28 protein-coding genes are annotated in these 26,012 nt (G+C 37.0%); 10 read left to right on the plus strand and 18 right to left on the minus strand.

Features of this window, described 5'->3' with window-relative positions; translation table 11 throughout:
• The first annotated feature begins 432 nt into the window (after positions 1-432).
• Both D1839_RS10755 and D1839_RS10760 read left to right on the plus strand, forming a co-directional pair.
• Positions 433-1,701, plus strand: coding sequence for a helix-turn-helix domain-containing protein (locus D1839_RS10755; protein WP_120379903.1), 1,269 nt, complete (start codon positions 433-435; stop codon positions 1,699-1,701).
• 12 nt (positions 1,702-1,713) lie between these two features.
• Positions 1,714-1,851, plus strand: a complete 138-nt coding sequence (locus D1839_RS10760; RefSeq protein WP_158589646.1) for a hypothetical protein — start codon at positions 1,714-1,716, stop codon at positions 1,849-1,851.
• 265 nt (positions 1,852-2,116) lie between these two features.
• On the opposite strand, the gene D1839_RS10765 is transcribed toward D1839_RS10760, so the two are convergent.
• Positions 2,117-3,658, minus strand: a complete 1,542-nt coding sequence (locus tag D1839_RS10765) for an FAD-dependent oxidoreductase (RefSeq protein ID WP_199690072.1) — start codon at positions 3,656-3,658, stop codon at positions 2,117-2,119.
• A gap of 126 nt (positions 3,659-3,784) precedes the next feature.
• Here D1839_RS10765 and D1839_RS10770 point away from each other — a divergent pair, with 126 nt between their 5' ends.
• Positions 3,785-4,054, plus strand: coding sequence for an acylphosphatase (locus tag D1839_RS10770; RefSeq protein ID WP_120379905.1), 270 nt, complete (start codon positions 3,785-3,787; stop codon positions 4,052-4,054).
• A 69-nt stretch (positions 4,055-4,123) separates the two neighbouring features.
• On the opposite strand, the gene D1839_RS10775 is transcribed toward D1839_RS10770, so the two are convergent.
• From D1839_RS10775 to D1839_RS10820, 10 genes are all read right to left on the minus strand, one after another.
• Positions 4,124-4,363: a DUF362 domain-containing protein gene (locus D1839_RS10775; RefSeq protein ID WP_120379906.1), complete on the minus strand. Its 240-nt coding sequence runs from the start codon at positions 4,361-4,363 to the stop codon at positions 4,124-4,126.
• Between the two features lie 315 nt (positions 4,364-4,678).
• The gene (locus tag D1839_RS10780; RefSeq protein ID WP_120379907.1) at positions 4,679-4,885 is read right to left on the minus strand and encodes a DUF6501 family protein; all 207 of its coding nucleotides are present in this window, start codon (positions 4,883-4,885) and stop codon (positions 4,679-4,681) included.
• 38 nt (positions 4,886-4,923) lie between these two features.
• Complete coding sequence (msrB, locus tag D1839_RS10785; RefSeq protein ID WP_120379908.1) at positions 4,924-5,892, minus strand: peptide-methionine (R)-S-oxide reductase MsrB; 969 nt, start codon at positions 5,890-5,892, stop codon at positions 4,924-4,926.
• Between the two features lie 78 nt (positions 5,893-5,970).
• Entirely contained in the window at positions 5,971-6,522 is a 552-nt protein-coding gene (gene vrrA, locus D1839_RS10790; RefSeq protein ID WP_120379909.1) for a VrrA/YqfQ family protein, read from the minus strand.
• Positions 6,523-7,048: 526 nt separating this feature from the next.
• Positions 7,049-7,267, minus strand: a complete 219-nt coding sequence (locus tag D1839_RS10795; protein ID WP_120379910.1) for a YozE family protein — start codon at positions 7,265-7,267, stop codon at positions 7,049-7,051.
• Between the two features lie 12 nt (positions 7,268-7,279).
• Positions 7,280-8,038 (minus strand): twin-arginine translocase subunit TatC, encoded by a 759-nt coding sequence (gene tatC / locus D1839_RS10800; RefSeq protein ID WP_120379911.1) that lies wholly within the window; start codon positions 8,036-8,038, stop codon positions 7,280-7,282.
• Between the two features lie 303 nt (positions 8,039-8,341).
• On the minus strand, positions 8,342-8,539 hold the full coding sequence (locus D1839_RS10805; RefSeq protein ID WP_120379912.1) for a twin-arginine translocase TatA/TatE family subunit: 198 nt from the start codon (positions 8,537-8,539) through the stop codon (positions 8,342-8,344).
• A 14-nt stretch (positions 8,540-8,553) separates the two neighbouring features.
• A complete protein-coding gene (locus D1839_RS10810) occupies positions 8,554-8,763 on the minus strand; it encodes a twin-arginine translocase TatA/TatE family subunit (protein ID WP_120379913.1) in 210 nt (69 codons plus the stop codon).
• A gap of 162 nt (positions 8,764-8,925) precedes the next feature.
• Positions 8,926-9,417, minus strand: coding sequence for a dihydrofolate reductase (locus D1839_RS10815; protein WP_120379914.1), 492 nt, complete (start codon positions 9,415-9,417; stop codon positions 8,926-8,928).
• Between the two features lie 17 nt (positions 9,418-9,434).
• Positions 9,435-10,391 (minus strand): thymidylate synthase, encoded by a 957-nt coding sequence (locus tag D1839_RS10820; protein WP_120379915.1) that lies wholly within the window; start codon positions 10,389-10,391, stop codon positions 9,435-9,437.
• A 193-nt stretch (positions 10,392-10,584) separates the two neighbouring features.
• Between D1839_RS10820 and D1839_RS10825 the strand changes: the two genes are divergently transcribed.
• Positions 10,585-11,625 carry a C40 family peptidase gene (locus tag D1839_RS10825; protein ID WP_120379916.1) on the plus strand — a complete coding sequence of 347 codons (1,041 nt, stop codon included), beginning with the start codon at positions 10,585-10,587 and terminating at the stop codon, positions 11,623-11,625.
• Between the two features lie 120 nt (positions 11,626-11,745).
• Here the strand turns inward: D1839_RS10825 and D1839_RS10830 are convergent, their stop codons facing one another.
• The 3 genes from D1839_RS10830 to D1839_RS10840 are packed head-to-tail and all read right to left on the minus strand — an operon-like array spanning position 11,746 to position 14,561.
• Positions 11,746-12,267 carry a GNAT family N-acetyltransferase gene (locus D1839_RS10830; RefSeq protein ID WP_120379917.1) on the minus strand — a complete coding sequence of 174 codons (522 nt, stop codon included), beginning with the start codon at positions 12,265-12,267 and terminating at the stop codon, positions 11,746-11,748.
• A gap of 15 nt (positions 12,268-12,282) precedes the next feature.
• Entirely contained in the window at positions 12,283-12,891 is a 609-nt protein-coding gene (locus tag D1839_RS10835; RefSeq protein ID WP_120379918.1) for an HD domain-containing protein, read from the minus strand.
• Positions 12,891-14,561: a formate--tetrahydrofolate ligase gene (locus D1839_RS10840; protein WP_120379919.1), complete on the minus strand. Its 1,671-nt coding sequence runs from the start codon at positions 14,559-14,561 to the stop codon at positions 12,891-12,893. Before D1839_RS10840 ends, D1839_RS10835 begins: the two co-directional genes overlap by 1 nt.
• A gap of 317 nt (positions 14,562-14,878) precedes the next feature.
• On the opposite strand from D1839_RS10840, the gene D1839_RS10845 reads away from it, so the two are divergent.
• The 6 genes from D1839_RS10845 (at position 14,879) to D1839_RS10870 (ending at position 21,129) form a co-directional block, all read left to right on the plus strand.
• A complete protein-coding gene (locus tag D1839_RS10845; protein WP_050352904.1) occupies positions 14,879-15,079 on the plus strand; it encodes a cold-shock protein in 201 nt (66 codons plus the stop codon).
• A gap of 311 nt (positions 15,080-15,390) precedes the next feature.
• Positions 15,391-17,127, plus strand: a complete 1,737-nt coding sequence (locus D1839_RS10850) for a SulP family inorganic anion transporter (RefSeq protein ID WP_286164780.1) — start codon at positions 15,391-15,393, stop codon at positions 17,125-17,127.
• A gap of 254 nt (positions 17,128-17,381) precedes the next feature.
• Entirely contained in the window at positions 17,382-18,056 is a 675-nt protein-coding gene (locus D1839_RS10855) for a queuosine precursor transporter (RefSeq protein WP_120379932.1), read from the plus strand.
• A gap of 711 nt (positions 18,057-18,767) precedes the next feature.
• Entirely contained in the window at positions 18,768-18,914 is a 147-nt protein-coding gene (locus D1839_RS10860) for a cytochrome c oxidase subunit 2A (RefSeq protein WP_120379920.1), read from the plus strand.
• A 20-nt stretch (positions 18,915-18,934) separates the two neighbouring features.
• Positions 18,935-19,438 (plus strand): cytochrome c oxidase subunit II, encoded by a 504-nt coding sequence (locus D1839_RS10865; RefSeq protein WP_120379921.1) that lies wholly within the window; start codon positions 18,935-18,937, stop codon positions 19,436-19,438.
• The gene (locus D1839_RS10870) at positions 19,438-21,129 is read left to right on the plus strand and encodes a b(o/a)3-type cytochrome-c oxidase subunit 1 (RefSeq protein WP_120379922.1); all 1,692 of its coding nucleotides are present in this window, start codon (positions 19,438-19,440) and stop codon (positions 21,127-21,129) included. Before D1839_RS10865 ends, D1839_RS10870 begins: the two co-directional genes overlap by 1 nt.
• Positions 21,130-21,400: 271 nt before the next feature.
• Here the strand turns inward: D1839_RS10870 and D1839_RS10875 are convergent, their stop codons facing one another.
• The 4 genes from D1839_RS10875 to D1839_RS10890 all read right to left on the minus strand — a co-directional run bounded on the left by D1839_RS10875 (position 21,401) and on the right by D1839_RS10890 (position 25,776).
• Positions 21,401-21,910 carry an isoprenylcysteine carboxyl methyltransferase family protein gene (locus D1839_RS10875; RefSeq protein WP_120379923.1) on the minus strand — a complete coding sequence of 170 codons (510 nt, stop codon included), beginning with the start codon at positions 21,908-21,910 and terminating at the stop codon, positions 21,401-21,403.
• The gene (locus tag D1839_RS10880; protein ID WP_120379924.1) at positions 21,910-22,998 is read right to left on the minus strand and encodes a type III polyketide synthase; all 1,089 of its coding nucleotides are present in this window, start codon (positions 22,996-22,998) and stop codon (positions 21,910-21,912) included. The genes D1839_RS10875 and D1839_RS10880 overlap by 1 nt, the downstream gene beginning before the upstream one ends.
• Positions 22,999-23,140: 142 nt before the next feature.
• Positions 23,141-24,637, minus strand: a complete 1,497-nt coding sequence (locus D1839_RS10885; protein ID WP_120379925.1) for a carboxypeptidase M32 — start codon at positions 24,635-24,637, stop codon at positions 23,141-23,143.
• Positions 24,638-24,639: 2 nt separating this feature from the next.
• Positions 24,640-25,776, minus strand: coding sequence for a THUMP domain-containing class I SAM-dependent RNA methyltransferase (locus D1839_RS10890; protein ID WP_120379926.1), 1,137 nt, complete (start codon positions 25,774-25,776; stop codon positions 24,640-24,642).
• Positions 25,777-26,012: the final 236 nt, after the last annotated feature.

Below are 26,012 nucleotides of genomic sequence, written 5' to 3' on the forward strand. Positions count from 1 at the left end.
AAACAGAAAACTATTATTTATAGAGAAAGGTTCTTGTTGATTAAATGACAGAAAAATCAGAGGAAATAAGTAAATACGGAATAGCCATGTACGGCGCAAGCACCCATCACCTAGGCGACTTCAAGAAATCGCCCTACGATAAGTCATCATCATTGGTTGGCCTCACCTTGATTCCTTTATCTTTAGTTGATTCGTTCCAGTCGCTACGTTGCTAAACGGGCGCCCTGAGCCTTTGCCCTGAGCCTTTGTTCTGTAAAAAGGATTAATCACAGCAATTTTCCTATATGAGGAAAACCAATCAATTAATTATAGCAATCTGCTGTTAAAGTAGTAGAAAAATCCAATTATTTTCCCAATAGCCATTTTTTGGATTTATGTTACAATAATACTAGATACATAATAGATTAATTGGAGATTGGTAGGTGATAAAGTTTGGTAGATATAGGTTCTATTATCAAATTACAGCGAACAAAGCGCAATATGACACAAGGGGAACTGTCAGAAGGCATTGTTTCATTATCCTACTTATCAAAAATAGAAAACAAGAAGACAAAAGCAAGCCCAGAGATCATCCAATTACTATGCAACCGATTAGAAATTGAACTCACGGATACGACAGATGTACAAATTGCAGAAAAATGTCAAGAATGGTACGGAATGCTATTTGACCATTTTGACAAACAAGAGATGGTCACGAAGTATGAAGAACTAGAAAATCTGATGGATCGTAGTATTAATGATCAAACCCTCATGTTCGAAATCCATAAAATTCGTTACTATTGCGTCTTGCGTGATTTCGTAAATGCGTTATATAAAATTAATGAGCTTCATGAGATGGCAGCTTCATTTAACCCTACACTTAAATATTACTGGTATAAATTTAAAGGGAATTATTACTCATTTCAGGAAGATCATCAACATTCTATGCAATATTATAAACTTGCGGAAGAATCTACTCGTTTAGCTAATATCAATAATGAAGAGGTCGCAGATTTACAATATGCAATTTCCATTGAACATAGTAAATTGTGGGAAGACCTAGAGGCTATTGAATACGCGAAACAGGCCATGGAAGTTTTTCAAAGTAATTATAATTTTATTCGTTGTGCTCAATGCCATATCTTATTAGGTATTGCTTATCAAAGAATTAAAAAGCCAGATATTTCCATGAAAAACTACAATTTGGCATTGAAACTAGCCGAATTAAGCAACAACGAGGATGTAACCCATCTAACGCATTATAATCTTGGCTACCTTCACTCGATAATGAGAAACTCTGAAGAGGCAATTAAACATTATTTAATAGCTATACAAAATAAAAATTTAACAGATAAACCGAAACTAGAAGCACTTACTCGTTTAATTCAAGAGCTTTACACAATTGGAGACTATGATAATGCAAAAGAGTACTTGCAGCATGCGAAAGAAATATTGAATTTAACCGATAAGAGGTACTATACCAAACTTTATGATTATATTTTGCAAGTATATACATGTTTGCTAGATGGAGATCTAAAACAGTTTAAATCAGTATTAGCAGATGATTTTATACCTTATCTAAAGAGAAAAGAAGAATTTCAACATTTAGTATTTTACGCAAAAATGCTAGCAGTTCATTTAGAAAAAATAGGTAAGTATAAAGCATCTGTACAATATTATAAATTGGCAAATAGTAGCTATGATCAGTTAATCATTTTGTAGAGGAGGAATAGCTTGAAAAAAGTTGTCTTATCATTATCATATGGAGCACTTCTAATTGGCGGATTATTATTTGCAAATAATCAATATGAGGATTCAGCAACACTTCAACCAAGGCCTACAATTGCACCAATCGAAATAGAGAATATTTAATTATAAGTACCAAAAATGGATTACAACTTCATTTTTGGTACGTTTTTGTAAATAAGAGGTTTATTAGGCAGGATTTTTTTGGTGATTGGACATGAGGGACAGTATGTATTGGTAACGGTTTTTAGCAGTTTGTTTCTAGTTTACATAATATATATTATCGGAAGTTAATGGTTTATTGTCTCAGAAGCTAAGTATTCTTGTGATATTGAGACAAAACCAAAAAAACCATACTATGAATTATTTATCATCGTAAGGTTTTTTGGTTTTAATTCAGTTTATCTGGATCCATTTTCTTCAAAGGTTTGTTTGCTGGTCCGTTAATAACTTCTCCTGTATATGAAAAACGCGAACCATGACACGGACAATCCCATGTACGTTCACCAGAATTCCATTCCACTTCGCATTTTAAATGCGTACACGTTGTATCGACAATATGAAGTTGATTTTCGGTATCTTTATAAACTCCAGATCGTTTGCCATTTATCCGTGTAACTGTTGCTTGATCGGTTTTTAATTGTTCTAAATCGAATTGATTATTTGTATTATCTAATTTACCTTGTATCATTTGTTTTGCTACGTCTGTATTCGTTTGTATGAATTTTTTTATTGTTGGATCAGCTTTAAATCGTGATGGATCAAACAGATCAGCATATTCATTTTCTATCTGCATTACTAATTCGGTTAATATATTAGCTGCAGCAGTTCCATTGGTCATTCCCCATTTGCGGAACCCTGTAGCAACAAGAATATTAGGTGATGACTTCTTCAGGTAACCAATATATGGAATTTTATCTAATGTTGTTAAATCTTGCGCTGACCACCGATAATCATAGGATGCTACGGTAAAGTTTTCCTCGGCGAATGCTTGTAAAGATTTAAAATGTTCATGTGTTGGTTTGCCTTGCCCTGTTTTATGGTTTTCCCCACTAATTAACCATAGTTCCTTTCCATCCCATTTCGTGGAGCGCACAGATCTAGTTGGAGCTTCTGCATTAATATACATTCCACCTGGATACTTATCAGTTGATTGGATCCCTATTACGTACGCACGCTCCGCATACATCCTTGTAAAATAAAAGCTATCTCGATCATAAAACGGAAAATGAGAGGCAGAAATAATATGATTACATGTGATTTGATGACCTTCTTTGGTTACAATCACAGGCTTTAGATGACTATTATTATCTATATCCACCGCAACGGTATTTTCATAAACAGTTAAGCCGTTCTTTACACTTTCTTCAAGTAGTGCAGTTAAGTATTTTAATGGGTGAAAATGAGCCTGGTTATGCATTTGTAAAGCTAATTTCATTGGAAGTTGCAATGGCATTGCTTCCAGCAACTCACTTTTGATCCCTAATTGGTCATAAGCAGTTTTTTCTTTTTCTAAATCATTTTTCCACTGATCAGAATTGGTATAAATAAACGCATTATCCTGATAGTAATCGCACCTAATTTGTAATTCTTTTACAGTGTTTTCGATAAATTGCTTAGCTTCGTCCATTGCTTTATAATAAAGAGTAGCTTGTTCTAGTCCAAAATGCTGGATTAACTCATCATAAATGAGGCCATGTTGGGCAGTGATCTTAGCTGTTGTATGACCAGTAGTTCCTTTTAAAATAGGATTTGCATCGATCAATGTAACTTTTACATTTTGCTTTGTTAACAAATAAGCTGTTGTAATTCCTGTAATTCCCCCACCAACGATCCCCACTTCTGTATGAATGGAAGTATCTAACGGTGGAAATTTTTTTAGCTTTGCTGTGTCACGCCAATAAGATTGAGAGTGTTGAGGCAAATGAACCAAGAGCCTTCGCTCCTTTCTATCCATGTTTATAATTTATACATAGTATGGGCAGCAATTGTTTCTTTTAGTCGTTCAGTATGGATTAACCTTTATCATTAATGGATAATTTTAAATGAGGTGATCAATATGCGAATACACGCCATTTTTCATGGTCGCGTACAAGGAGTGGGCTTTCGCTATTCTGCCAAACAGAAAGCAATGGAATTAGACATTCGAGGCTGGGTTAAAAATAAAGATGATGGAACAGTCGAATTAGAAGCAGAAGGTAGTGAAACTAATCTGCAGCGATTTATAAATGCTTTAGAAAACGGTATGAACCCTTTCATAAAGGTGTCTCATATTGACCAACGGACTTACGAAAATGAAGCTGGTTATACAAAGTTTTCTGTCAGATAAATATACGTTTGATTAACGCTACATAACTAAAAGCAAGCTTGCTGTAGAGCAGCTTGCTTTTTCAACACTTTATTGTTCTTCAAAAAATTTTCGGTTTAACGCTATATATTCTGTTTCCTCTTCAGGAACTTCATCTTCCATATAAATAGCTTCTACTGGACATACAGCTTCACAAGCGCCACAATCAATACATATATCAGGATCGATATAAAACATATCTTTCCCTTCTTCAATGCAATCAACAGGGCAAACTTCCACACATTCTCCTGATTTTTCATCTTTACATGGTGATGTAATTACAAAAGCCAAGACGGCTCTCCTCCTTCTTCGATCCATCCAACAAATAGTAAGTAGATATTTAATGATTGTACTAGTTATTATAACGCATTTATAGCAAAAAATGAAAGGGATAACGTAAACTTAACGATTAGTTGGTAACAACAGCTTACCAAGTCTTTATTCCTGTCAATCTTCATAAAAAATAATAACCACCCCAAAAATCAGACTTCTTCCCTTAATCTTTTGGGGTGTAGTGAAAATATTGCACTTTCCACTATACTACTTTAATCAAACAATAACTGATAAATAAGTATTTAATCCTAGAGTGAATAAGGGCCTTCGCTACTATCTTACTTCTTCAAAATATTCTTTGCGAAATCCGCCAATGCGATTACTGTTATCAATTATAAAGTAAAATTCATCTGTTTCATTTTTAACATCATAAATCTTTCCGGGCGTTAATTTGTTATTCACTACAAATTTCTTGGCGTCGGCATGAACACATTTTAATTGCTTGATAGTTTTTCGTTTTTCCCAGTTTAAATGAATCATCATTATTACCCCTTTTGTTTACATAATATTGTTAACGTCTACTTATTATTTAATAAAGATACATACTCTCCGTAGCCTTCTTCTTCTAACTTATTTTTTGGAATAAAACGCATAGCAGCAGAGTTCATACAATAACGAAGCCCTCCTTTATCTTTTGGACCATCTTCAAACACATGTCCCAAATGCGAGTTTGCTTCCTTACTTCGGACTTCTGTACGTATCATTCCGTGCGTTGTGTCGGTGTTTTCTACAAGTTGATACCGATCTATAGGCTTGGTAAAACTTGGCCAACCACAACCAGCATCATACTTATCCTTGGAAGAAAATAGCGGCTCACCAGAAACGATATCTACATAAATCCCTTCCTCTTCTTTATCCCAATATTCATTTTGAAATGGTCGTTCTGTGCCATTTTCCTGGGTCACATGATATTGCATAGGCGTGAGCTTCCGTTTCAATTCTTTTGGATCATACTTATTCTTCCAGTGCTTCTTGATAAAATCCTCCCTGCCTGATCCTCTTTTATAGAGACGATAATGAAATCCATGTTTCTTATAATAGTGCTGATGATTTTCTTCAGCAGGATAAAAAGGTTTTGCCGGGAGGATCTTGGTCACGATTGGTTTCGTGAACTTTCCACTAGCTTCAAGTTCTTTTTTTGAAGCCTCGGCTTCTTTCTTTTGCTGTTCATTATGATAAAAAATCGCAGTTTGATACGATTCGCCGCGATCATTAAATTGACCATAAGGGTCAGTAGGGTCTATCTGCTGCCAGAAGGTATCCAATAACTTTTTATAGCTCATAACATTTGGGTCGAATTCAATTTGAACTGCCTCCACATGTCCAGTTGTATTAGAACAAACTTGCTCATACGTAGGATTTTCGACAGACCCTCCTGTATATCCGGATGTGATGCGGATAATCCCAGGGCGTTCATCAAACGGCTCAACCATACACCAAAAACAGCCTCCAGCAAATGTTGCATACGCTTTTGCTGTAGCATTCATAATTATCATCCCTTCTACGTATTTTCCTCTATTTTTCCCTTTATAGAAGAAAAAATCAAGTTGGGAGCATTATAAACATTAAATAAATAGCTTTGGGACAGATTTTCCGATTTGCGCCTTATCACCTTCTGGATCTTCTGCTGGTTGTTCAGCTTGATCTGTGGTGTTTAAGTCATCATCAGAGGGTGAATCGGTTGTTTGTTTTTTAGCATCCTCACTTTCTTTCTCATCATCATTAAACGAATTAAATGCTTTCATCATCCGATACATTGCAGGAAGATTCTTTACCATTGGTCCATATTCTTTGACAAGAGGCGTAGCCTGCTGAACAACATTTAACACCTGCTGTACATTATCCAGTGCACCATTTAACCCCCCAGCCCCTTTTAAAAATCCTCCACCAATAGTATCGGCTCCAGTTTGTGGTCGAAAAAGACTCAACAAATTTTGTAATTTTCCTCCTTTAGAAAGTGATTGTCCCCCTGGCATAGGAGCTCTGGAAAAAGGACCAGAGGAAAATGGGGTTTGAGGAAAACGATGCTGAGGATTAAAAGCTCTCATATTATTACCAAAATTGCCTTGTTGCATATGAAATGGGAAATTGGTCGATTGGTTTGGTGGAAATACCATATGATCATACTCCTTTCTTAAGCAAATCACCTATAAGTAGTGTACGTTAGCCTGTAAAAATAGTGTAGGCTCAGCTGCAATAAATCATTAAAGCTGCTGTGATATACTTGGATGCTAATACTTTCTTTATAAATGGTTACAGACAACCAGGATTTCCTTTCCCAACAGCAGGAAATAACTAACTCTAATTCAAGCATAATATTTCCCGGGCAACCGCACATAGTTACAGCTTTTTTAAATTATTTCACTTCATTTGCCGAATGTTGCAGAAAATTAGTACCAGACAGTACCATAGATAATCAATCAAACGTTTGTTTGAAATTAATGTTTAGATAGTTATCAATTTTTTGTTACTATATTTTGGTTGTATTGTGCTATATTGCACTAAGCCTTCAACAAAGTTAAGTGAGTTTCGTATTTAAATCACGTCGGAGCAATTGTAAAAGCCTCATGTTGGCTAGCTATCCAATTTAACGGGTGTCTTTGTCACATGTAAAAAAGCTTGAGTTATTAACCTCAAACTTTTTTACATAGCATGCATGGTATATGTTTCCCACAATTCATCGAACACCGTTAAAGCTGTTGGAAAAGGACTATTCCATTCCAAGTAGTCACTTATTTCACTGTAGTTCGTAGATTGCTTTGGAAAATGATGATCATGGAAAGCCCAATCAGCTAACCGACTTTGGTCATCGGGTTGTTTTTTTCCTCTATATGTCATTAAAAAGTGATAAAAGGAGCGCAATGGCCTCCCCCCCTAGGATTCAGTTTCGGTCATAAAAGCTTCGTGTTTCCGTTGCTTTTTTCGATATACAAATGCAGCTAGATTAATGCTAATTTCGTAAAGCAGAATTAATGGTACAGCAACGACCAACTGAAGAATAAAGTCTGGTGGTGTAACGATTGTACTGATGATGACAAGAATAAAATAAGCATACTTCCTTGTTCTTCGCATGAACTGAGGAGTTAAAATTCCTAAGGCTGTTAGAAACATAGCAATGACCGGAACCTCAAACAAAACTGCAAACGGAAGTGTTACCCGAAGTAAAAAACGAAAATATTTATCGACTGTAAACATTTGATTAAACATGCCATCATTTAATGATAGTAAAAATGGCAGAATAAGCTTAATAAACATAAAATAACCAAAAACAAGCCCGCCTATAAATAGAAAAAATACAGCTGGTATATAAGCGAGGGTTGCTTTCTGTTCTTTCTGCGTCAGGCCTGGCTTAACAAACAACCAAACTTGCAAAACGAATATCGGCAGAGTACCAACAATGGCAACTACTGCTGCTAAGGTAAAATGAATCCAAATAATTTCTCCAGGGCTAATTACAGTAAGCTTAAAAGGTATATCATCTTGAAAAAAAGTGTATATATCTTTAGAAAAAGCGAGACTACCTATAAAGAATAAAATAAAAAAGATGGCTGTCACAATAATCCGGTTTCGTAACTCGGAAAGATGCCCCGTCAAATTCATTTCCTTTTCTTCCAATGATTGATTGTCAGACATATTGTCACTCTCCCTATTACCATACATCACGTATGTATTGCTACTTTGTCTATACCTAGCGCAAAATTTATCCCGTATATAAGAGGCTTTAACTCCCGCTTCGGGCATTAGAGGAATCTATACCGCAACAAGTCTAAGCGGAGCTAACAGCACTTAAATGCCCTATTTCGTAAGAGGCCACCAGGTCATGTGCCCTCACCAACAATCTGTGGGAGATGAAAGAAAATTTCACTGATCGAACATTCACTTGCGCTTTTTCCACACAAAAGAAGATGCAAGGAGATTACCTTACACCTTTGCTTTTTAATTTTTACTTGATGTATGGTTTTCCTTCTTTTCTGCTGAGTCATCATCTGAAACAATACCTTTGGTCGCATTTTTGAATTCTTTCAACGAGTTTCCAAATGCTTTACCGATTTCAGGCAGTTTGGAAGGTCCGAATATAACTAACGCAATAATTAATATTAAAATCAGACCGGGAACACCAATACTCTGAAACATTATCCCTTCCCCCCTTAGAGATCACTTTTTTCATCCGTAATTAACTCTTTTGTTTCCTTAAACTCATTTCTCACATCACTGGTTAAATCGTTCGTTGAGTTTTTAAACTCTTTTAAAGTTTCTCCAGCTGCTTTACCGATTTCAGGTAATTTTTTTGGTCCAAAAATCACTAAAGCGATAGCCAAAATTAAAATGAGTCCCGGGAAGCCGATACTAGAAAACAATTTATCCACCCTCTTTATGTGAGCATTTTAATATATAGTTCAAGCTAAAGCGCCACTTTCAACCTTACTTTTTTAGTGCTTGCATATGTTCTATGAACGCCTTTAGTGTAACATGTTTTTCTATGAGGAAACAAGCTTCATAACCTATATAAGAGATTTTTGTTACCGTTTACGGTCATATCGTAAGAAGTAATAATCATAGGGGTTTTTTTCGTCTTTCTTTCCTTTAACTTTTGATACAAGCTGCCAATCTTCTTTCGAGAATGCAGGGAAATACGTATCACCTGTAAAGGAATGGTCAATCCATGTAATATACATGCGATCTGCTTCTCCTAATATTTGTTCAAAAACATGAGCTCCCCCAATGACGAAATATTCCTCGCCTGGCTGATCTTGATTCCATTGTAACAATGTTTGCAGATCATGGATGACTTCCACTTCTTTTGGAAAGTCGCCTCCCTTTTTCGTCAGTACCACATTTCTACGGTGAGGAAGTGGTTTTCCAATCGATTCAAATGTTTTCCTTCCCATAATAACTGGATGGTTCATAGTAGTCTCTTTGAAAAAGCGTAAATCCTTTGGCAAATGCCAAGGCAGATTATTGTTTAAGCCAATTACTCGGTTTTTATCCATTGCAACTAATAATGATATCATGTTTTAGCTCCTTTCCTTTAAACAGCGATTGGTGCTTTAATCGCAGGATGAGGGTCATATCCGTTAAGCTTAAAATCATCCAGATCAAACTCAAAAATAGATGACTTTCGTTTATTGAGTTCAAGCTGTGGCATTTGCTTCATATCTCGTGCCAGTTGTGTCTTTACCTGTTCAACATGATTAAGGTAAATATGCGCGTCTCCTAACGTATGAACAAATTCTCCTGGCTGCAAATTACATTGATGGGCAATTAAATAGGTTAATAAAGCGTAGCTTGCAATATTAAACGGAACTCCCAAAAACACATCCGCACTTCGTTGATATAATTGACAGGAAAGCTTTCCATCTGCTACATAAAATTGAAATAAGGTATGACATGGTGGAAGCGCCATCGATGGAATATCTTCCGGATTCCAAGCAGAAACAATATGTCTTCTTGAATTTGGGTTATTTTTTATTCCGTCAATCACATCTTGCAGTTGGTCAATCGTTTCATTTTGGGATGTTTTCCATTTACGCCACTGTTTCCCATAAACGTCCCCTAAATTCCCATATTTGTAAGCAAAGCTATCATCGGTTAAGATTTTTTCCTTGAAAATTTTCATTTGTTCCTGATATTGTTGGTTAAATTTTGGATCTGTTTGCGAGCGATTACCGAAATTACGCATATCTGGCCCAGAATAGTCATTACTGTTTACCCACTTTTCAAACGCCCATTCATTCCAAATATTATTATTATGCTGTAATAAATAACGGATATTTGTATCCCCTTTTATGAACCAAAGAAGCTCGCTGGCTACTAAACGAAATGGTACTCGCTTTGTGGTTAATAAAGGAAAGCCTGCTTCTAAATCAAAGCGCATTTGGTGGCCAAATATGGAATAAGTGCCTGTGTTGGTACGGTCTCCTTTTTGAACACCGTTGGTTAAAATATGTTGGCATAAGTTTAAATAAGCTTCTTCACCGATAAGCATATGTATTCCTCCAAACTTCTAATGGTTATCTGTCTTATTGTACCACAAAAATATAGCTTGACCATACGTTGTAATATAATCGTAATTCATAACTGGCAGAATACTACATAATTCTATTAATAGGCATATACCGTCGTTTTAGACAAGGACTGATTTTTTTCAACACGATTTTAAATTGGAGAGGAGTTTGTCTATGAACAGCAATGTGCAGCACATAATGAAACGCTCTTTGCTTTATGGATTTGTCATTACTCAACCTGTTGTCAATTATGTCGATGCTTATCCAGAATTGCAAAATAAAATCCGATTTGAAGCACCCCAATTAGAAATTGCTGAACACGGAGAATCGGTTCGCTTTATCCAAAAAAAACTACATACAGTATCGCATCTCAATCCATCTACCAATGGCTCCTTAGGACATACGGACCTTGCCATGAAGAATTTCCAAGCCGAACACGAATTATCCGTAAACGGAAAAGCAGATAAGGAAACATTTACGGCGCTTGTAAAAAATGAGCAAAAGCAATATAAACAACAATTGGAAACCTTCGCTAAAGAAATTTACCCAGGTATGCATCATGAAAAGGTAAAGCTCGTGCAAAAAGCACTCCAATATTTCGATTACTATGAAGGAGAGTTAGACGGTATATACGGTCCTTTAACCACACAAGCATTAGAAATTGCAGAAGATGAGCAAGAGATGAGATTAATTCATGCAACACCCCCTGTTGCATCTGCATCTACGGAAGAAAAAGTCCCAAACGAAATAGCCAACGAAACGACCAAAGAACGACCTAAAGAACAACCAAGAGAAAAGCAAGCACCAGCGCAGTCAGAACCCCAAGAAGTTAAAAAAGCTACCACGGCAGGAATGAGTGGATCAACTATTGTAGAAACAGCACGTACGCAAATGGGAACACCATATGTTTGGGGAGGAACGTCTCCAAATGGCTTTGATTGTAGTGGATTTATTCAATATGTATTCCAAGAAGAAGGTATTACTATTCCTCGTACCGTTAGTGAAATTTACAATTTTTCCAAGCCCATCGCAGAACCATCTGTAGGGGATCTTGTATTTTTTGAAACGTATAAGCCTGGTCCATCACATATGGGGATTTACGTCGGAAATGGCAGTTTTATCCATGCTGGTGAGTCTAAAGGGGTCGAAGTGAGTAAAATGAGTAATACTTATTGGCAAGAACGCTATATCGGTGCTACACGTGTAAAGCAATAATCCATCTATCGTGAATCTGCTACATGAAAGGTAATAGTGAAAGAGCGTTTTTGCAATAGGCTTCTCCATTCCTTGCATGAAACGCTCTTTTTATTGTTTGTAAGAATAATACGAACGCTTTTATCCCGCTTTCTTATTACTGACCCATTTATAATACACAAACTTCACTTTCTCACCATTCATAACAAATGGAACCAACTCGGTTTTTTCATAATGAAAACCATTTTTCTGTAACACTTTTTGCGATGGCAGATTATGGTTTGTTGTTTTAGCATGTAACTGCTTGATGCCTAATGCTATGGCTTCTTTTATCAAGAGCTGTAACGCCTTTGTGGCTATCCCTTTTCCTGTGTAGGCCTGCCCGACTCGATAGCCAAGTACTCCGTGTCGCTGCTTATCCAAATTAACCATATTCATTCTACCTAATATGTTATCATTATCATCTTTAATTAAATAAAAGTGGGAAATCCCCAGGTTTTGCTCCGTCAATAGTGCTTCATGTCTTTTCAGAAATTCTATTAGATTATAATACTCATCCCCACGACCTGGCACCATCGTTTCAAAGAAATCGCGATTTTCGTATTCAAACGCAAGCAATGCTTCCGCATCTGTATCTTTCAGTTTAGTTAAGCGAATATTCATCTTTTACAACACCTATCATTCATTTTCAAGAGTATAATTCCATTCCTGATAAAACTGTTCCAAGAACCGTTTCAAAACTTGATGTCGATCTTCTGCAATAGTCTTAGCCGTTGTTGTATGTAACTTGTCTGGAATACGTAATAATTTATCATAAAAATGCTGAATCGTATGGTTGTCTTTTTTTTCGTGATATAATGGTCTCCCTTTTGCTCCGCTATAGGCGAATGCACGAGCGATGCCAATTGCACCGACGGCGTCTAAACGATCAGCATCTTGAACCACTTTTCCTTCCAGCGTTTTTGGGTTTTTTCCTTTACGAAAGGATACGTCTTGCATGGCTTGCGTAATAGCACTTATTTGTTGCTGCGACAGAGATAGTTGTTGCAGTAAACCATCCAATTCTTTTTCAACCATATCTGGATTAGTAAACAATTTGTCATCTCCTACGTCATGCAGCCAAGCAGCCGCTTCACAAATAAATGAATCTGCCCCTTCTTCCTCAGCAATAAGTCTAGCTAAATGAGCCACTCTCTGCATATGATAGTAATCATGTCCGGTAATATCATCTCTAAATAAACGACGCACAAAATATTTTATCTCCGTTAGCTGTTCTTTCGCTTGCATTAAAACAATCCTTTCGCTTTTCCGTCTTCTCCTACATCCATCTGTAACGCAGCTGGTTTGGCAGGCAGTCCAGGCATAGTTAGCACATCTCCTGTCAAGGCAACGATAAAGCCCGCTCCGATTGAAGCTCGTAGTTCTCTAATCGTAATTGTAAATCCAGTCGGTCTGCCTAATAAAGCTGGATTATCTGATAACGAATATTGTGTTTTAGCCATACACACAGGTAAATTGCCCCAACCTTGCTCTTCAAAGAAGCTCAATTGCTCATGAGCGATTTTAGTAAGTTCTATATCACGGGCACCATATATTTTTTGAGCAACCTTCCTCATTTTTTCTATTAATGGGTCGTCTAGGTTATATAAAGGTTTGTAAGCACTTTTGAAACCATCTGCTTTAGCGATCACTTTTTCAGCTAAATCGATCCCCCCTTTTCCACCATCTGCCCAAACGGTAGTTAACGCAACATCATATCCCCTTTCTTGGCACCACTCTTGAATGAAGGTCGTTTCTTTTTCTGTATCAGTTGGAAATTGATTGATAGCCACAACAAATGGAATACCAAATGCTTGGATTGTTTCAATATGCTTTTGTAAATTATCCATACCAGTTTCTAAAGCTGCTACATTTTCCATGGCTAAATGATCCTTTGCAACACCACCGTGCATTTTTAATGCTCGTACAGTAGCAACGATTACAACAGCAGAGGTTTGGATATTTCCGGCACGAGATTTAATATGAAAATATTTTTCTGCTCCTAAATCCGCTCCAAATCCAGCCTCTGTGATGGTATAATCCGCCAATTTAGCAGCTGTTTTCGTGGCTATAATACTATTACACCCATGGGCAATATTAGCAAACGGACCCCCATGAATGAGCGCCGGAGTGTTTTCGGTCGTTTGGACAAGGTTTGGTTTCATTGCATCTTTTAATAAAAGAGTTAATGCTCCTTCTACTTTCAGATCGCCTACAGTTACAGGTTCGTTGGTAAATGTATAGCTAACAACCATGGCAGCTAATTTTTGCTTTAAATCTTGTAAATCGGTAGCCAAGCAAAGAACAGCCATCATTTCAGAAGCAACGGTAATGGTAAAACCATCCTCTCTTGGAACACCTTGCTTAGGACCGCCTAATCCGATAATGGTCTGACGCAAAGCGCGATCGTTGATATCTAATACACGTTTCCACTCAATTCTCCGCGCGTCGATTTGCAAGGCATTTCCTTGATGAATATGGTTATCAATAAATGCTGCTAAAGCATTGTTAGCTGTAGTAATTGCATGAATGTCACCAGTAAAATGCAAATTAATATCTTCCATTGGTAAAACTTGAGAATATCCCCCACCAGCCGCCCCACCTTTGAGCCCCATAACTGGACCTAGGGAAGGCTCACGAAGGGCAATAATTGCTTTTTTTCCAATCTGGTTAAGTGCTTGACCTAATCCAACTGTTACAGTTGATTTGCCCTCACCGGCAGGCGTAGGATTAATTGAAGTGACGAGTATTATTTTACCGCTCTTTTTCTGTTTTAATTTTTCAAAAAGTTCATCCGACAATTTAGCTTTCGTATGACCATAAGGTTCCCAGTCTTCTCTAGTTAAATGAAGTCGTTCGGCAATGTTATGTATCGGTTCTAAGGTTGTTTGTTGAGCTATTTCGATATCTTTATTCATAGTATTACGACCCCTTTCCTTTGTGAATGTTCAGCAATCGCTTTCATTCCTAATATGATTCACTTAAATGATAACGGGAATTTGAAAAAATGTCGAGTTATCTCCGTCTCTTTTCTTGACGCAACTAGTTAAATGAGCTATATTAGAAACAAGCAAAGAAGATGTACGGATTCATTCATGCAGGCAGCTTCCATAGAAGTGGGTGTTAAAGTGATCCTACACTTCTATGGAAGCTGTCTATTCTTATGTTCTGTTATCTGCTTTGCATTACCACGTTTTTCAAAGGGAACGTGAAGCATTTTAGGAGGATTAAATAGATGGAAAACGGAGTAGTAAAATGGTTTAACGCTGAAAAAGGATATGGATTTATTCAGCAAGAAGAAGGAAACGATGTCTTTGTACATTACTCAGCAATTCAAGAAGAAGGATTTAAAACACTTGAAGAAGGTCAAGAAGTGGCTTTCGATATCGTTGAAGGTGAACGTGGACCACAAGCAGCTAATGTAGTAAAAAAATAACGAGCCAACCACATAGATAAAGCGGTGATCTTTTCGTTAGATTGCCGCTTTTTTTGCAACTGACCCGTTAGAAGCTGTCACTCTACAAAGAATGAGTGGCTTTTTTCGTTTTTACTTATTTACACTAGAAATAAAGGCAGTTCAAGAAGTTTTTCTTCGTGTGTCCGGTATCGATATTGGTCTTTTTTTATTAGGATACATAAATGTACTTCCATTATCGTCCCTTACGAATTTCTTGATTGGTGTCCCCTTTCATTCACAAACTGCTTAGAATTTTACAAAATAATATTAATGAGGAGAGATCAGATAATTTGTTTAACGACGATCGTTTTAAGGGTTTATCACTAGCTGAGATAAAGCGTGATATCATTGCAGGTTTAACAGTAGGGATTGTGGCAATTCCTCTTGGGATGGCGTTTGCAATTGCTTCTGGTGTTAAGCCTGAATATGGGATCTATACAACTATTATTGCCGGTTTGTTAGTTGCGCTTTTTGGAGGCTCCCGATTTCAAATCGCCGGACCAACCGGAGCATTTATTCCGATTTTACTAGCTATTGTTTTAGAGTATGGTTATGAGAAGTTATTAGTTGCTGGATTTTTAGCAGGAATAATGCTTCTCCTGATGGGGATATTTAAGTTCGGGAAATTGATTCAATTTATTCCTAGATCTGTAACAATTGGATTTACTTCAGGAATTGCTGTGATTATATTTAGTGGGCAAATTGGCAATTTTCTAGGGCTTGAAGACCTTGAAAAAAAGCAATACTTTCATGAAAATATGATCCAAATAGCTGAACATATAACTGCTGTTAATTGGTATAGTGTACTTACAGCCATTATCGGTTTATTCGTTATCATCTTTATTCCAAAATTTTTTCCAAAGGTTCCTGTCCTATTAGTTGCGTTAATTTTACCGACTGCTGTTGCGATTCTGTTCTATCCTGCTGAAGTGGAGACCATTGGTACCGCATTTGGAGGCATACCCCAAGCCTTGCCTAGTTTTCAATTTCCAACTATTACTTGGCAGACTATCCTCGAGCTTTGGCAACCCGCCTTTGTTATTGCTATGCTTGGAGGAATAGAATCCTTATTATCTGCAGTCGTGTCAGATGGAATGACAGGAACAAAGCATAACTCAAACAGGGAATTGATTGGTCAAGGAATCGCAAATATGGTTACGCCTATGTTTGGTGGGATACCCGCAACAGGTGCCATTGCGAGAACAGCTACTAACATTAAAAGTGGTGCTGTTAGTCCGTATTCAGGGATTTTCCATAGTATCTTCGTTTTGATTATATTGCTTTTATTCGCACCTTTTGCATCCAATATCCCTTTAGCAAGTATGGCGCCTATTTTAATGGTTGTTGCTTATAATATGAGCGAATATAAATCGTTTACTCACATCCTTAAACTAAAAACAGGAGATTCCCTGGTGTTAGTAGTCACTTTTCTATTGACGGTGTTCGTTAATCTTACTACCGCTGTACAAATTGGTTTATTGCTTGCAATGGTATCGTTTATTAAACGAATGAGTGAGGTACTACAAGTTGAAAAAGTCATTCCTGATAAAATGAAAGAAACAACCACGAATGATCCTTTAGATACTTGGAGTTCTACATGTCCTAAACTTTCATTTTACACAGTTGGAGGAGCTTTATTTTTTGGAGCTGCTGATAAATTCGAATCCATCATTACACGTTCCATAAACCAACGCCCAACTGTACTTATTTTGAAAATGAAACATGTTTCCATATTGGATGCTACGGGCGCAGCTAACTTGGACGCTCTTGTTACAGATTTTAAAAGTATGGGCGGAACGATTATTATCTCAGAAGCCAATTCAGATGTGTTGGATATGCTACAGGCAAGTGGCCTGTTGGATAAAATTGGGCAACAACATATCTTTAGTCACTCTGAAGAAGCAGTTAATTATGGTTTACAACTTATAGAAGTTAACAAGTGTTCCATTTGTTCAAAGGAAAATCGCACAACATGTAAAGCATTTAAGCACAGTACTAATACACCTGTTTCATCAGCAGAACAATAACTACAATTTTACGTGATAAAATATCAATCGTTTTTAATTTTTGTACCGCGGAAAGAAGCTAGGATAAAAGTATCTTTAACAAAGTACCGAACTATATAGACATGATAGAAAGTTTGTTCTCGGATAAACAGCTTCTATATCTAAAGTATATAAATTAAAAAATTATTGCGTTTTGATATAAAGCTACGTATAATAGCATTTGTATTTCGCGGTTCGAGAACTCCCGCGTTACCAAAACTAAGGAGGAATTTATGTTGGCTAACGAATGGATTTGGATTATTTTTGCTTTCGTAAATTTTTCCATGCTATTGTTGTTTTACCGTTTGTTTGGAAGAACAGGTCTTTATGTTTGGATTGGAATGGCTACGATCATTGCCAATATTCAAGTACTAAAAACGGTCGAGCTTTTCGGGCTAACTGCTACTCTTGGAAATATTTTATACGGCACAGCTTATCTAGCAACAGACATTATTAATGAAAAGCATGGAAAAGACGAAGCAAAAAAAGCAGTATGGATGGGATTTGCTACGCTGTTAGCAATGACAATTATCATGCAGATAGCACTGGTATTTCAACCAGGCGCAGATGATTTTGCGCATGAATCTTTAGCAACGATTTTTGATTTAATACCACGAATTGTTGCAGGTAGCCTTGCAGCATATATTATCAGTCAATCATTTGACGTGTGGATTTATGATAAATTAAGAAAACTATTTCCTGCTGACAAACATCTGTGGATTCGAAATAATGGCAGTACGGGCATTAGTCAATTGCTAGATACAATTGTATTCTGTACAATCGCGTTTTATGGCAATTATCCAACTGAAATATTTTTTGAAATCTTTATTACTACGTATATTATTAAGTTCATTGTAGCAATTATGGATACGCCATTTATGTATATCGCTAAAAAAATGGATCAAGACTAACGGTGTACCGAGGAGTATACATTAGATTGAACAAAGGTGTGGGGCGCCCGTTTAGCAACGTAGCGACTGGTGGAACGAAGCAACTAAAGTTTTAGGAATCATGGTGAGGATACGAACCAATGATGACTTATCGTAGGACGATTCGTGAAGTCGCCTAGTTGCTGGACTCATGCGCCGGATGTGGCTATTCCGTTAAATCCGTATCCCAAAGCAACATTTTTTATCTTTTCTTATTTTTGAACAAAGGCACAGGCCCCTTATTATATCCTTTCTTATCTTTTCAAAAAGCCGCTTCTTTTCGATGCGGCTTTTAAGTTTCTTATTCTTTACTTTTCATGCTATAGCTTGAACTTCAACAATTGCAATCTCCACTTCTTTTCCTCTTTGGTTTTATATGTATTATTAGATAAGTTTTATTCTCATTATCTATTTCATGGACTAAAATATCTAAACCCCTTTCTCTTCTTTTTTCCTAAAATAGATTCATTTACTTGTTCATATTGTTGGTTTAGATGATAAAGACACTAAATAGTAACGATTTCGTTATATTTTTGTCACATACTTTTTAAACGAATCAGTATAGAAAACTGTTATATCGCTAAAAAATTAGATAATTGAACAAATTATGAAAACGCATTCAAAACAACGATTATCTGTGTTCTCTCTAGTATAATAAAACTAGATTAAATTTGGATAGCAAGGAGGGATACAATGCGTCAATTAAACGATAAGAAAATAAATGAGGAGCAACAGTCGCAAGAACCAAATTTAAAAGGAACATTGATTTCCGTAGTGTTGCTTGGTTTGTTTATTATTATCGCTTGGGGGAGTATTTTCTATATTTTTATGGACCGGTAACGAGAAAAGGAGAGATGGGCATGCATTTACACAAATACGAAAAAATATGGTTAATATTTGGTATTGGTTCACTGGCTTTATTTTTGGTCGTTTTAGGATTTGGGGCTTTTTGGAAAGGCACACACCCTCAAAGTCATGGGGCAACGATAGATCCAGAAAATATTGAGGCGCATGATGCATTTCAATCAGAAAACCTTGGCTTAACAAAGGTAGATGAGGATAAATATATTGTCAACATCGCTGCATCGGCATTCAATTATGATATGGGTGTAGATGAAGATGGTAATCCGGTTAAAAAAATAACCATCCCAAAAGGTTCCACGGTATTATTCCAAATTACAACGAAAGATGTGGTTCATGGATTTAATGTCTCAGGAACAAACGTCAATATGATGGTAGAACCAGGATATATTAGCAGAATGGAAACCGTCATGAAAAAACCTGGAGAATATACCGTTGTATGTAATGAATATTGTGGTGTCGGTCATCATTTAATGTATGCTACTGTGGAGGTGACAGAATAATGGCGATAAAAAAGACAATGAGTATTGTTCATATAACTCCTAAGCAGTTCCCTATTACAAAGAAAGAAGCCAGATTATATATGGCATTTATATCGGTTGCATTTATTTCTTTATTCATTGGCGGTTTAATGGGACTTTTGCAGACACTTGTCCGTTCTGGAACGATTACACTCCCTTGGGGTATTGACTATTACCAAGTACTAACCGTTCATGGCGTTATTTTAGCACTCGTCTTAACAACATTTTTTATCATTGGATTTCAATTTGCTTTAATGGGAAAAACTGTTGGCATATCCATGAAACAAAGAAAAGCTGCCTGGATTAGCTTTTGGGTTATGTTAATTGGTACCATGATGACAGCGACGATGATTTTGTTAGGGAAAGCAAGTGTTCTATATACGTTTTATGCACCTTTACAAGCACACCCGTTATTTTATATTGGGCTTGCTTTAGTTATTGTCGGCAGTTGGGTTGCGGGTATAGTTAATTTTCGACAAGTTTATGTATGGAAAAGAGCTAATCCTGATGAGAAATCTCCACTTTTAGCATTTATGGTAACCATTAATATGATCATGTGGATTATTGCTTCGCTTGGTGTTGCTGTGGCTGTTCTGGTGCAATTTATTCCATGGTCTCTAGGGTACGCGGAAACGATCAACGTGCTAGTAAGCAGAACTTTATTTTGGTATTTCGGTCATCCACTCGTTTACTTCTGGCTTTTACCTGCCTATATGGCTTGGTACGCAATTATTCCTAAAATCATTGGAGGAAAAATTTTTAGTGATTCATTAGCGAGATTATCTTTTATTCTATTTTTATTTTTCTCTATTCCAGTTGGTTTTCATCATCAGCTTACAGAACCAGGAATTGATCCCGTTTGGAAGTTCATTCAAGTTGTCCTTACATTTATGGTAGTTATTCCAAGTCTAATGACCGCCTTTTCATTATTTGCCACTTTCGAAATAACTGGGCGAAAAAAAGGCTTTGGCGGACTATTCGGTTGGTTTAGACATTTACCTTGGAAAGATATTCGCTTTTTAGCCCCGATGCTGGGCATGTTGGCATTTATTCCAGGTGGAGCTGGCGGAATTATCAATGCTTCACACCAAATGAATGCTGTTGTTCATAATACGATGTGGGTTACCGGTCACTTTCACTTAACTGTAGCAACAACCGTTATGTTAACTTTCTTTGGGGTTAGTTATTGGTTAATTCCTCACTTAACAGGTAGAAAACTTACCCCGACCATGAACAAATTAGGTATTATACAGTCAATTATTTGGATCGTTGGCATGGCAATTATGTCTGGCTCCATGCATATACAAGGGTTGTTAGGTGGACCAAGGCGGTCCTCGTATTCAGAATATGGCGGAACAGAGCAGGCTGCTGATTGGTTGGGCTATCAAATTGCTCAAGCTATAGGAGGTACCATCCTGTTCATCGGTATTCTGCTTATGGTATATATTGTTATTAAGTTAGCCTTTTTCGCACCAACAGGAAAAGAAGCATTTCCGATTGCAGAAGAAGAAGCTGATGCAAAACCAACTCCTAAATTTATGGAGAATTGGAAGCTATGGATTGGAATAACTGTTTTACTTATTCTATTCGCCTATACGGTTCCATTTATTGATATTATCCAGCATTCCCCGCCGGGGTCACCACCATTTGATTGGCCTATAGGCAATCAGTGAGACGTAAAGAGCAGGCTGTTTTTTCTAGCCTCGTATCTGTGTAACTAAAAGTGAGGCTAGTGCATAATGGTTTTAGCAATCTAAAATTCGTTCAACTTAGCTATTATAGCTGGTACTAACTAACTCGATCCGGAAATATACGTGTGGTGAGACTCCCTTGGCAATGCAAGAACGTGAGGAGGTTCACCAGCTATGCAAAGTATATTGCCGGATTTAGTAACTTTTGATCTTCTTCGTCTTTAGCATTGCACTTTTTATTGATGTGCCAGCATCATTTATGTTCATAGACTGCCTTTTCTTCTATCGGAATACGAACGTATAACAATAAAACGTGTAACATCGGAAATACCATTGCTGTATACCAAGCTCCAAACAGTAAAGGAATGACAAGTAATTCAATACCTACAATGAGATAGTTAGGGTGCTTCATATATCTGTATGGGCCTCGCTTGACGATGTCAAACTGCGGGGAAATAATAATTTTCGTGTTCCAAAACCTGCCTAAAGTAGCTATGCACCAAATACGTCCAATTTGTGTAAATAAAAAAACCGCAAATAAAAAGTAATTAAAGAAGAAGCTTTGCTCATTACGAAGTAACACTTCCATGATTAATGATGCAAAAAATAATATATGCAATATAACAAACCATTTATAATGCGCTGCTCCTCTTTCCACTCCCCCTCGTTGCCTCATCCATTTTTCATTACTACGTGCAATAACAAGCTCCACCAGACGCTGTAGAATAATCAGTACCAAAACAGCCCACATATAGATTGGCATTAATGCATCCACTCCATTAAAATTAACTCAGAGCTAAACCCTGGCCCTAGCGCAGATAGGACACTCTTTTCTTTCGTATAAGCAGCTTCCTTCATCCAGGATCGAAGGACATAAAGAACGGTTGCTGAAGACATATTGCCATGTCTTTTTAATATGGCAGTTGAGTGTAGAAATTTCTTAGCATCTACTTGAAGCACCTTTTGCATCGCTTCAATAACTTTCTTCCCACCTGGATGAGCAATAAAAGCAGAAATATCATTTGCCGCTAAATGATGTTGTTCAAAAAACAACTGTATATGTTCCTGCCAAAAATTTTCTACTAAAGCTGGTATACTTTTAGAAAAAATGACTTCAAATCCCGCATCCGTTATTTTCCATCCCATTACCGAAAGACTCTCTTTCTTGGTATAGGAATAGGAATGAAGGATCCGTGGAACAGCGTTTTTACGACGTTGCACTAGTGAAGATTGTTCTCCGACAAGGAGCGCTGCGCTAATTCCATCCCCAAACAAAGCAGTACCAATAAGGTTGCTTTTCTTTAGATCCCCTTTTTGAAACGTTAAACTGCATAATTCACAGCAAATAACAAGCGCGCATTTTTCTGGATTCGCTATCAGCCAATCATTCGCTCTAGCCAAACCTATGGCACCACCAGCACATCCTAGGCCCCACAAGGGCATGCGCTGTACATCTTGTCTAAATGGACGTTCATTGATAAGGTGGGCATCTAATGAGGGGGTAGCTACACCAGTACTTGATACAAAAATAATCATATCAATATCTTGATAAGCAATAGGTTGTGACAAGAAATTATTCTGATGTAGGCAGTCATCGATCGCTTTTAGTGCGAATTCTTTTGCCAGTTTAAGGTATAAATCATTTCGCTCTTGAAACGAATGTTCTTCTAAAAACCAATCAGACGAGACAGCAAACTGTCGTTGTTCTATTTGCGCGTGATCAAAAACAGGGAGCATTCGATTGATTTCTCTTTCTGAAAAAGTAAAGATTTGCTGAACCATTTGTTTGATATATTGTTGACTAAGATGATAGTCTGGTATTCCAAGTCCGACGGAACAAATATACGCCATGTTCTAAATCTCCTTTAGCATCAACGAATAATCACTCCCTGTACATACCATCATAATACTTATTGAAAAAATACCTCCATTGCCTACAGTATGACCACTATCATCCATTATATAAAGTATATAAAGCTGACTCGACTCAACCTTAAAATTGGTAGATAGCGCCATATTTTTTTTGTAAGTACTGGATTAAATAATCAGGGTTTAATGATTCATTCGTTACATCTGTTAAAATTTCTAGCGGTTTTTTCATCTTTCCATATTGGTGAATGGATTTCCCTAGCCACTCTTTGATAGGGGTTAAATCGCCAGTTTGAATCAGGTTTTCTACATCCAGTGTTTGCGCCAACGTATGGTTTATTTGTGCTGCATACATATAGCCTAAAGCGTATGAAGGAAAATAACCGAAATCCCCGCCTGCCCAATGGATATCTTGCAGTACCCCTTCCCGATCTGTTAAAGGCACAATACCAAAATAATCCTTCATTTTTTCATTCCATAAATGTGGTAAATCTTCTACTGTAATTTCTTTGTTTATAAGCGCTTTTTCCAACTCATATCGAATCATTATATGTAGTGGATACGTTAATTCATCTGCTTCAATCCGGATAAAGGATGGCTTCACTTCGTTGATTGCTTGATAAAAAGCTTCTAATTCTACATTTTGAAATGTATGCGGTGCATAGCGTAAAAATAGATCATAGTTTTTCTGCCAAAACGGATAGCTTCTTGCGATAAAATTCTCCCAAAATAAGGATTGCGACTCATGGATACCCATGGAAGCGCCCGTTGCTAATGGCGTTCGAACTAAACGAGGATCTATGTTTTGTTCATATAAACCGTGTCCCCCCTCATGAATCGTCCCAAACACGGCCATTCGAAAGTCTTTTTCATCATAGCGTGTTGTTAATCGCACGTCGCTTAGGCTTAGAGTGATGGCGAAAGGGTGTACAGTTTCATCTAAGCGGCCAGATTGAAAATCATATCCTATCTGTTTAAGCAGTTGTTCTGTAAAGCTTGCCTGATCCTGTTTAGGAAAATGGAATTGGACTAATCTAGAATCTGGTTTTACTGCACTTGCTTGCACTTTTTCTAAAAGAGAAAGCAAGGATTTTTTTAAATCTAGAAATACATGGTCCAATGTTTTCACGGTGACGCCAGGTTCAAATTTATGCAGCAGCGCATCATATATATTATCTTGATAGCCCCAATAGGAAGCGAAATCACGGTTATAAGCTACAAGCTTTTTTAGATATGGCTCAAATAATTTAAAATCTGCATTTTCTCTTGCCTGTTGCCAAATCGCTTCTGCTTTAGTTTGTGTTACCATAAATTCTTTATACAATGACGGGGGAATTTGTTTATTTCTTTCCAATTCTTCTTCACAAACTTCAAGTGTTTTAACAAGAATTGGATCTTCCGAACGATGTTTAAGTTCATTAATGTATTCTTCCATTTGATCTGAAGTTTGTAATCGCTGAATTTTTTCCCCTAAGAACCCTGCAACTTCTGAGCGCTGTTCTACACCTTTATTTGGAATTTTTGTCCGCATATCCCAATGTATAAGCATAAGAGCTTCTCTATAGTAGTCGATTTCTGCTAGATATGTTTTAAATTGTTGTTCTTTTTCATTTATGTTCATAATTATTCTCCTTTCTGTTTCTTACCAAAGTATTGATAATAATCTGTGCGAAGATAGCCATTAAATAATTTCCGCTTTTTCGTCGCCTTCGCTCCATAAGCCGCTTCAAACTGATCGAAAGCAGTTATAATATAAACGCTCCAGCTTGGATGCTCTTTCATGATGGAACCTAATTGTTTAGTAATTTCTGCCGCTTTTTTTTCATCACCGAGACGTTGTCCATATGGTGGATTGCTAACAATATAACCGTTTGCCTGTTTAAACGTCAGATCACTTACTTGCATTTGTTTCCAATAAATCAGCTCGCCTAGCCCTGCTTCAAGTGCGTTTTGCTTTGCAATTTCAATCATTTTATGGTCAATGTCCGTTCCAGTAATATCCAAGTGCTGATTGTAATTTGCTACATCCTCTGCCTCCTCAAATGCTTGATCCCAATGTTTTTGTTTAACCAACGACCACCCTTCCGAGGCAAATTCTCGGTTAAATCCTGGAGCAATGTTCTGTCCAATCATCGCGGCTTCGATGGGGATTGTACCGGATCCGCAAAATGGATCTATAAAAGGTTCGTCTGGATGCCAATTTGTCAATAATACTAAAGATGCAGCTAATGTTTCTTTTAGTGGAGCTTCACCTTGTCCAACACGATAACCTCGTTTATGTAGCCCAGTACCTGAAGTGTCAATGGTTAATGTTGCTTCATCTTTTAATAAGGCAATTTCTACACGATACATTGCTCCCGTTTCAGGTAGCTTAGAAACCATGCCATATTTTAATTTCATGCGCTCAACAATCGCCTTTTTAACTATTTTTTGACAATCTGGAACACTATGTAATTGCGAATGCACTGATTTTCCGATTACTGGAATTTGTCCATTTTCATCGATGTAGAACTCCCACGGCAAGGCTTTTGTTCCTTCAAATAAATCGTCAAATGAAGTTGCCTTAAATGTACCAACCAATAATTTAACCCGATCCGCAGAACGAAGCCATAGGTTACAGCGAGGAATGGCATTTATAGGTGCTTCAAATTGGACCTTTCCATTATCCACTTGTACGTCATATCCTAAATTTTTTACTTCTTTAGCAACAACGGATTCTAACCCCATTGCCGCAGTGGCAATTAAAGTAACTGTCTGCATATAAAAACGTCCTTTCGATGACTATTTGTTGTTTTTTAGTTTACCATATTTTCTTATTCACCATGAAAGGATATTCGTGTAAAAAAGAAAAATGATGATCGGTTTTATAGCAAATTTCGATAAGGGCTAAACGATACTTTCTATCCATCTATAAAAAACAGGTTCTATGTCAAATGTTGGGGTGGAGTGAGATGGAATCTCACCTACCCAACATGACTTCCAATTTTTTTATACTT

Source organism: Roseburia sp. 1XD42-34, from assembly GCF_009917385.1.
Taxonomy (GTDB): domain Bacteria; phylum Bacillota; class Bacilli; order Bacillales; family Amphibacillaceae; genus Virgibacillus.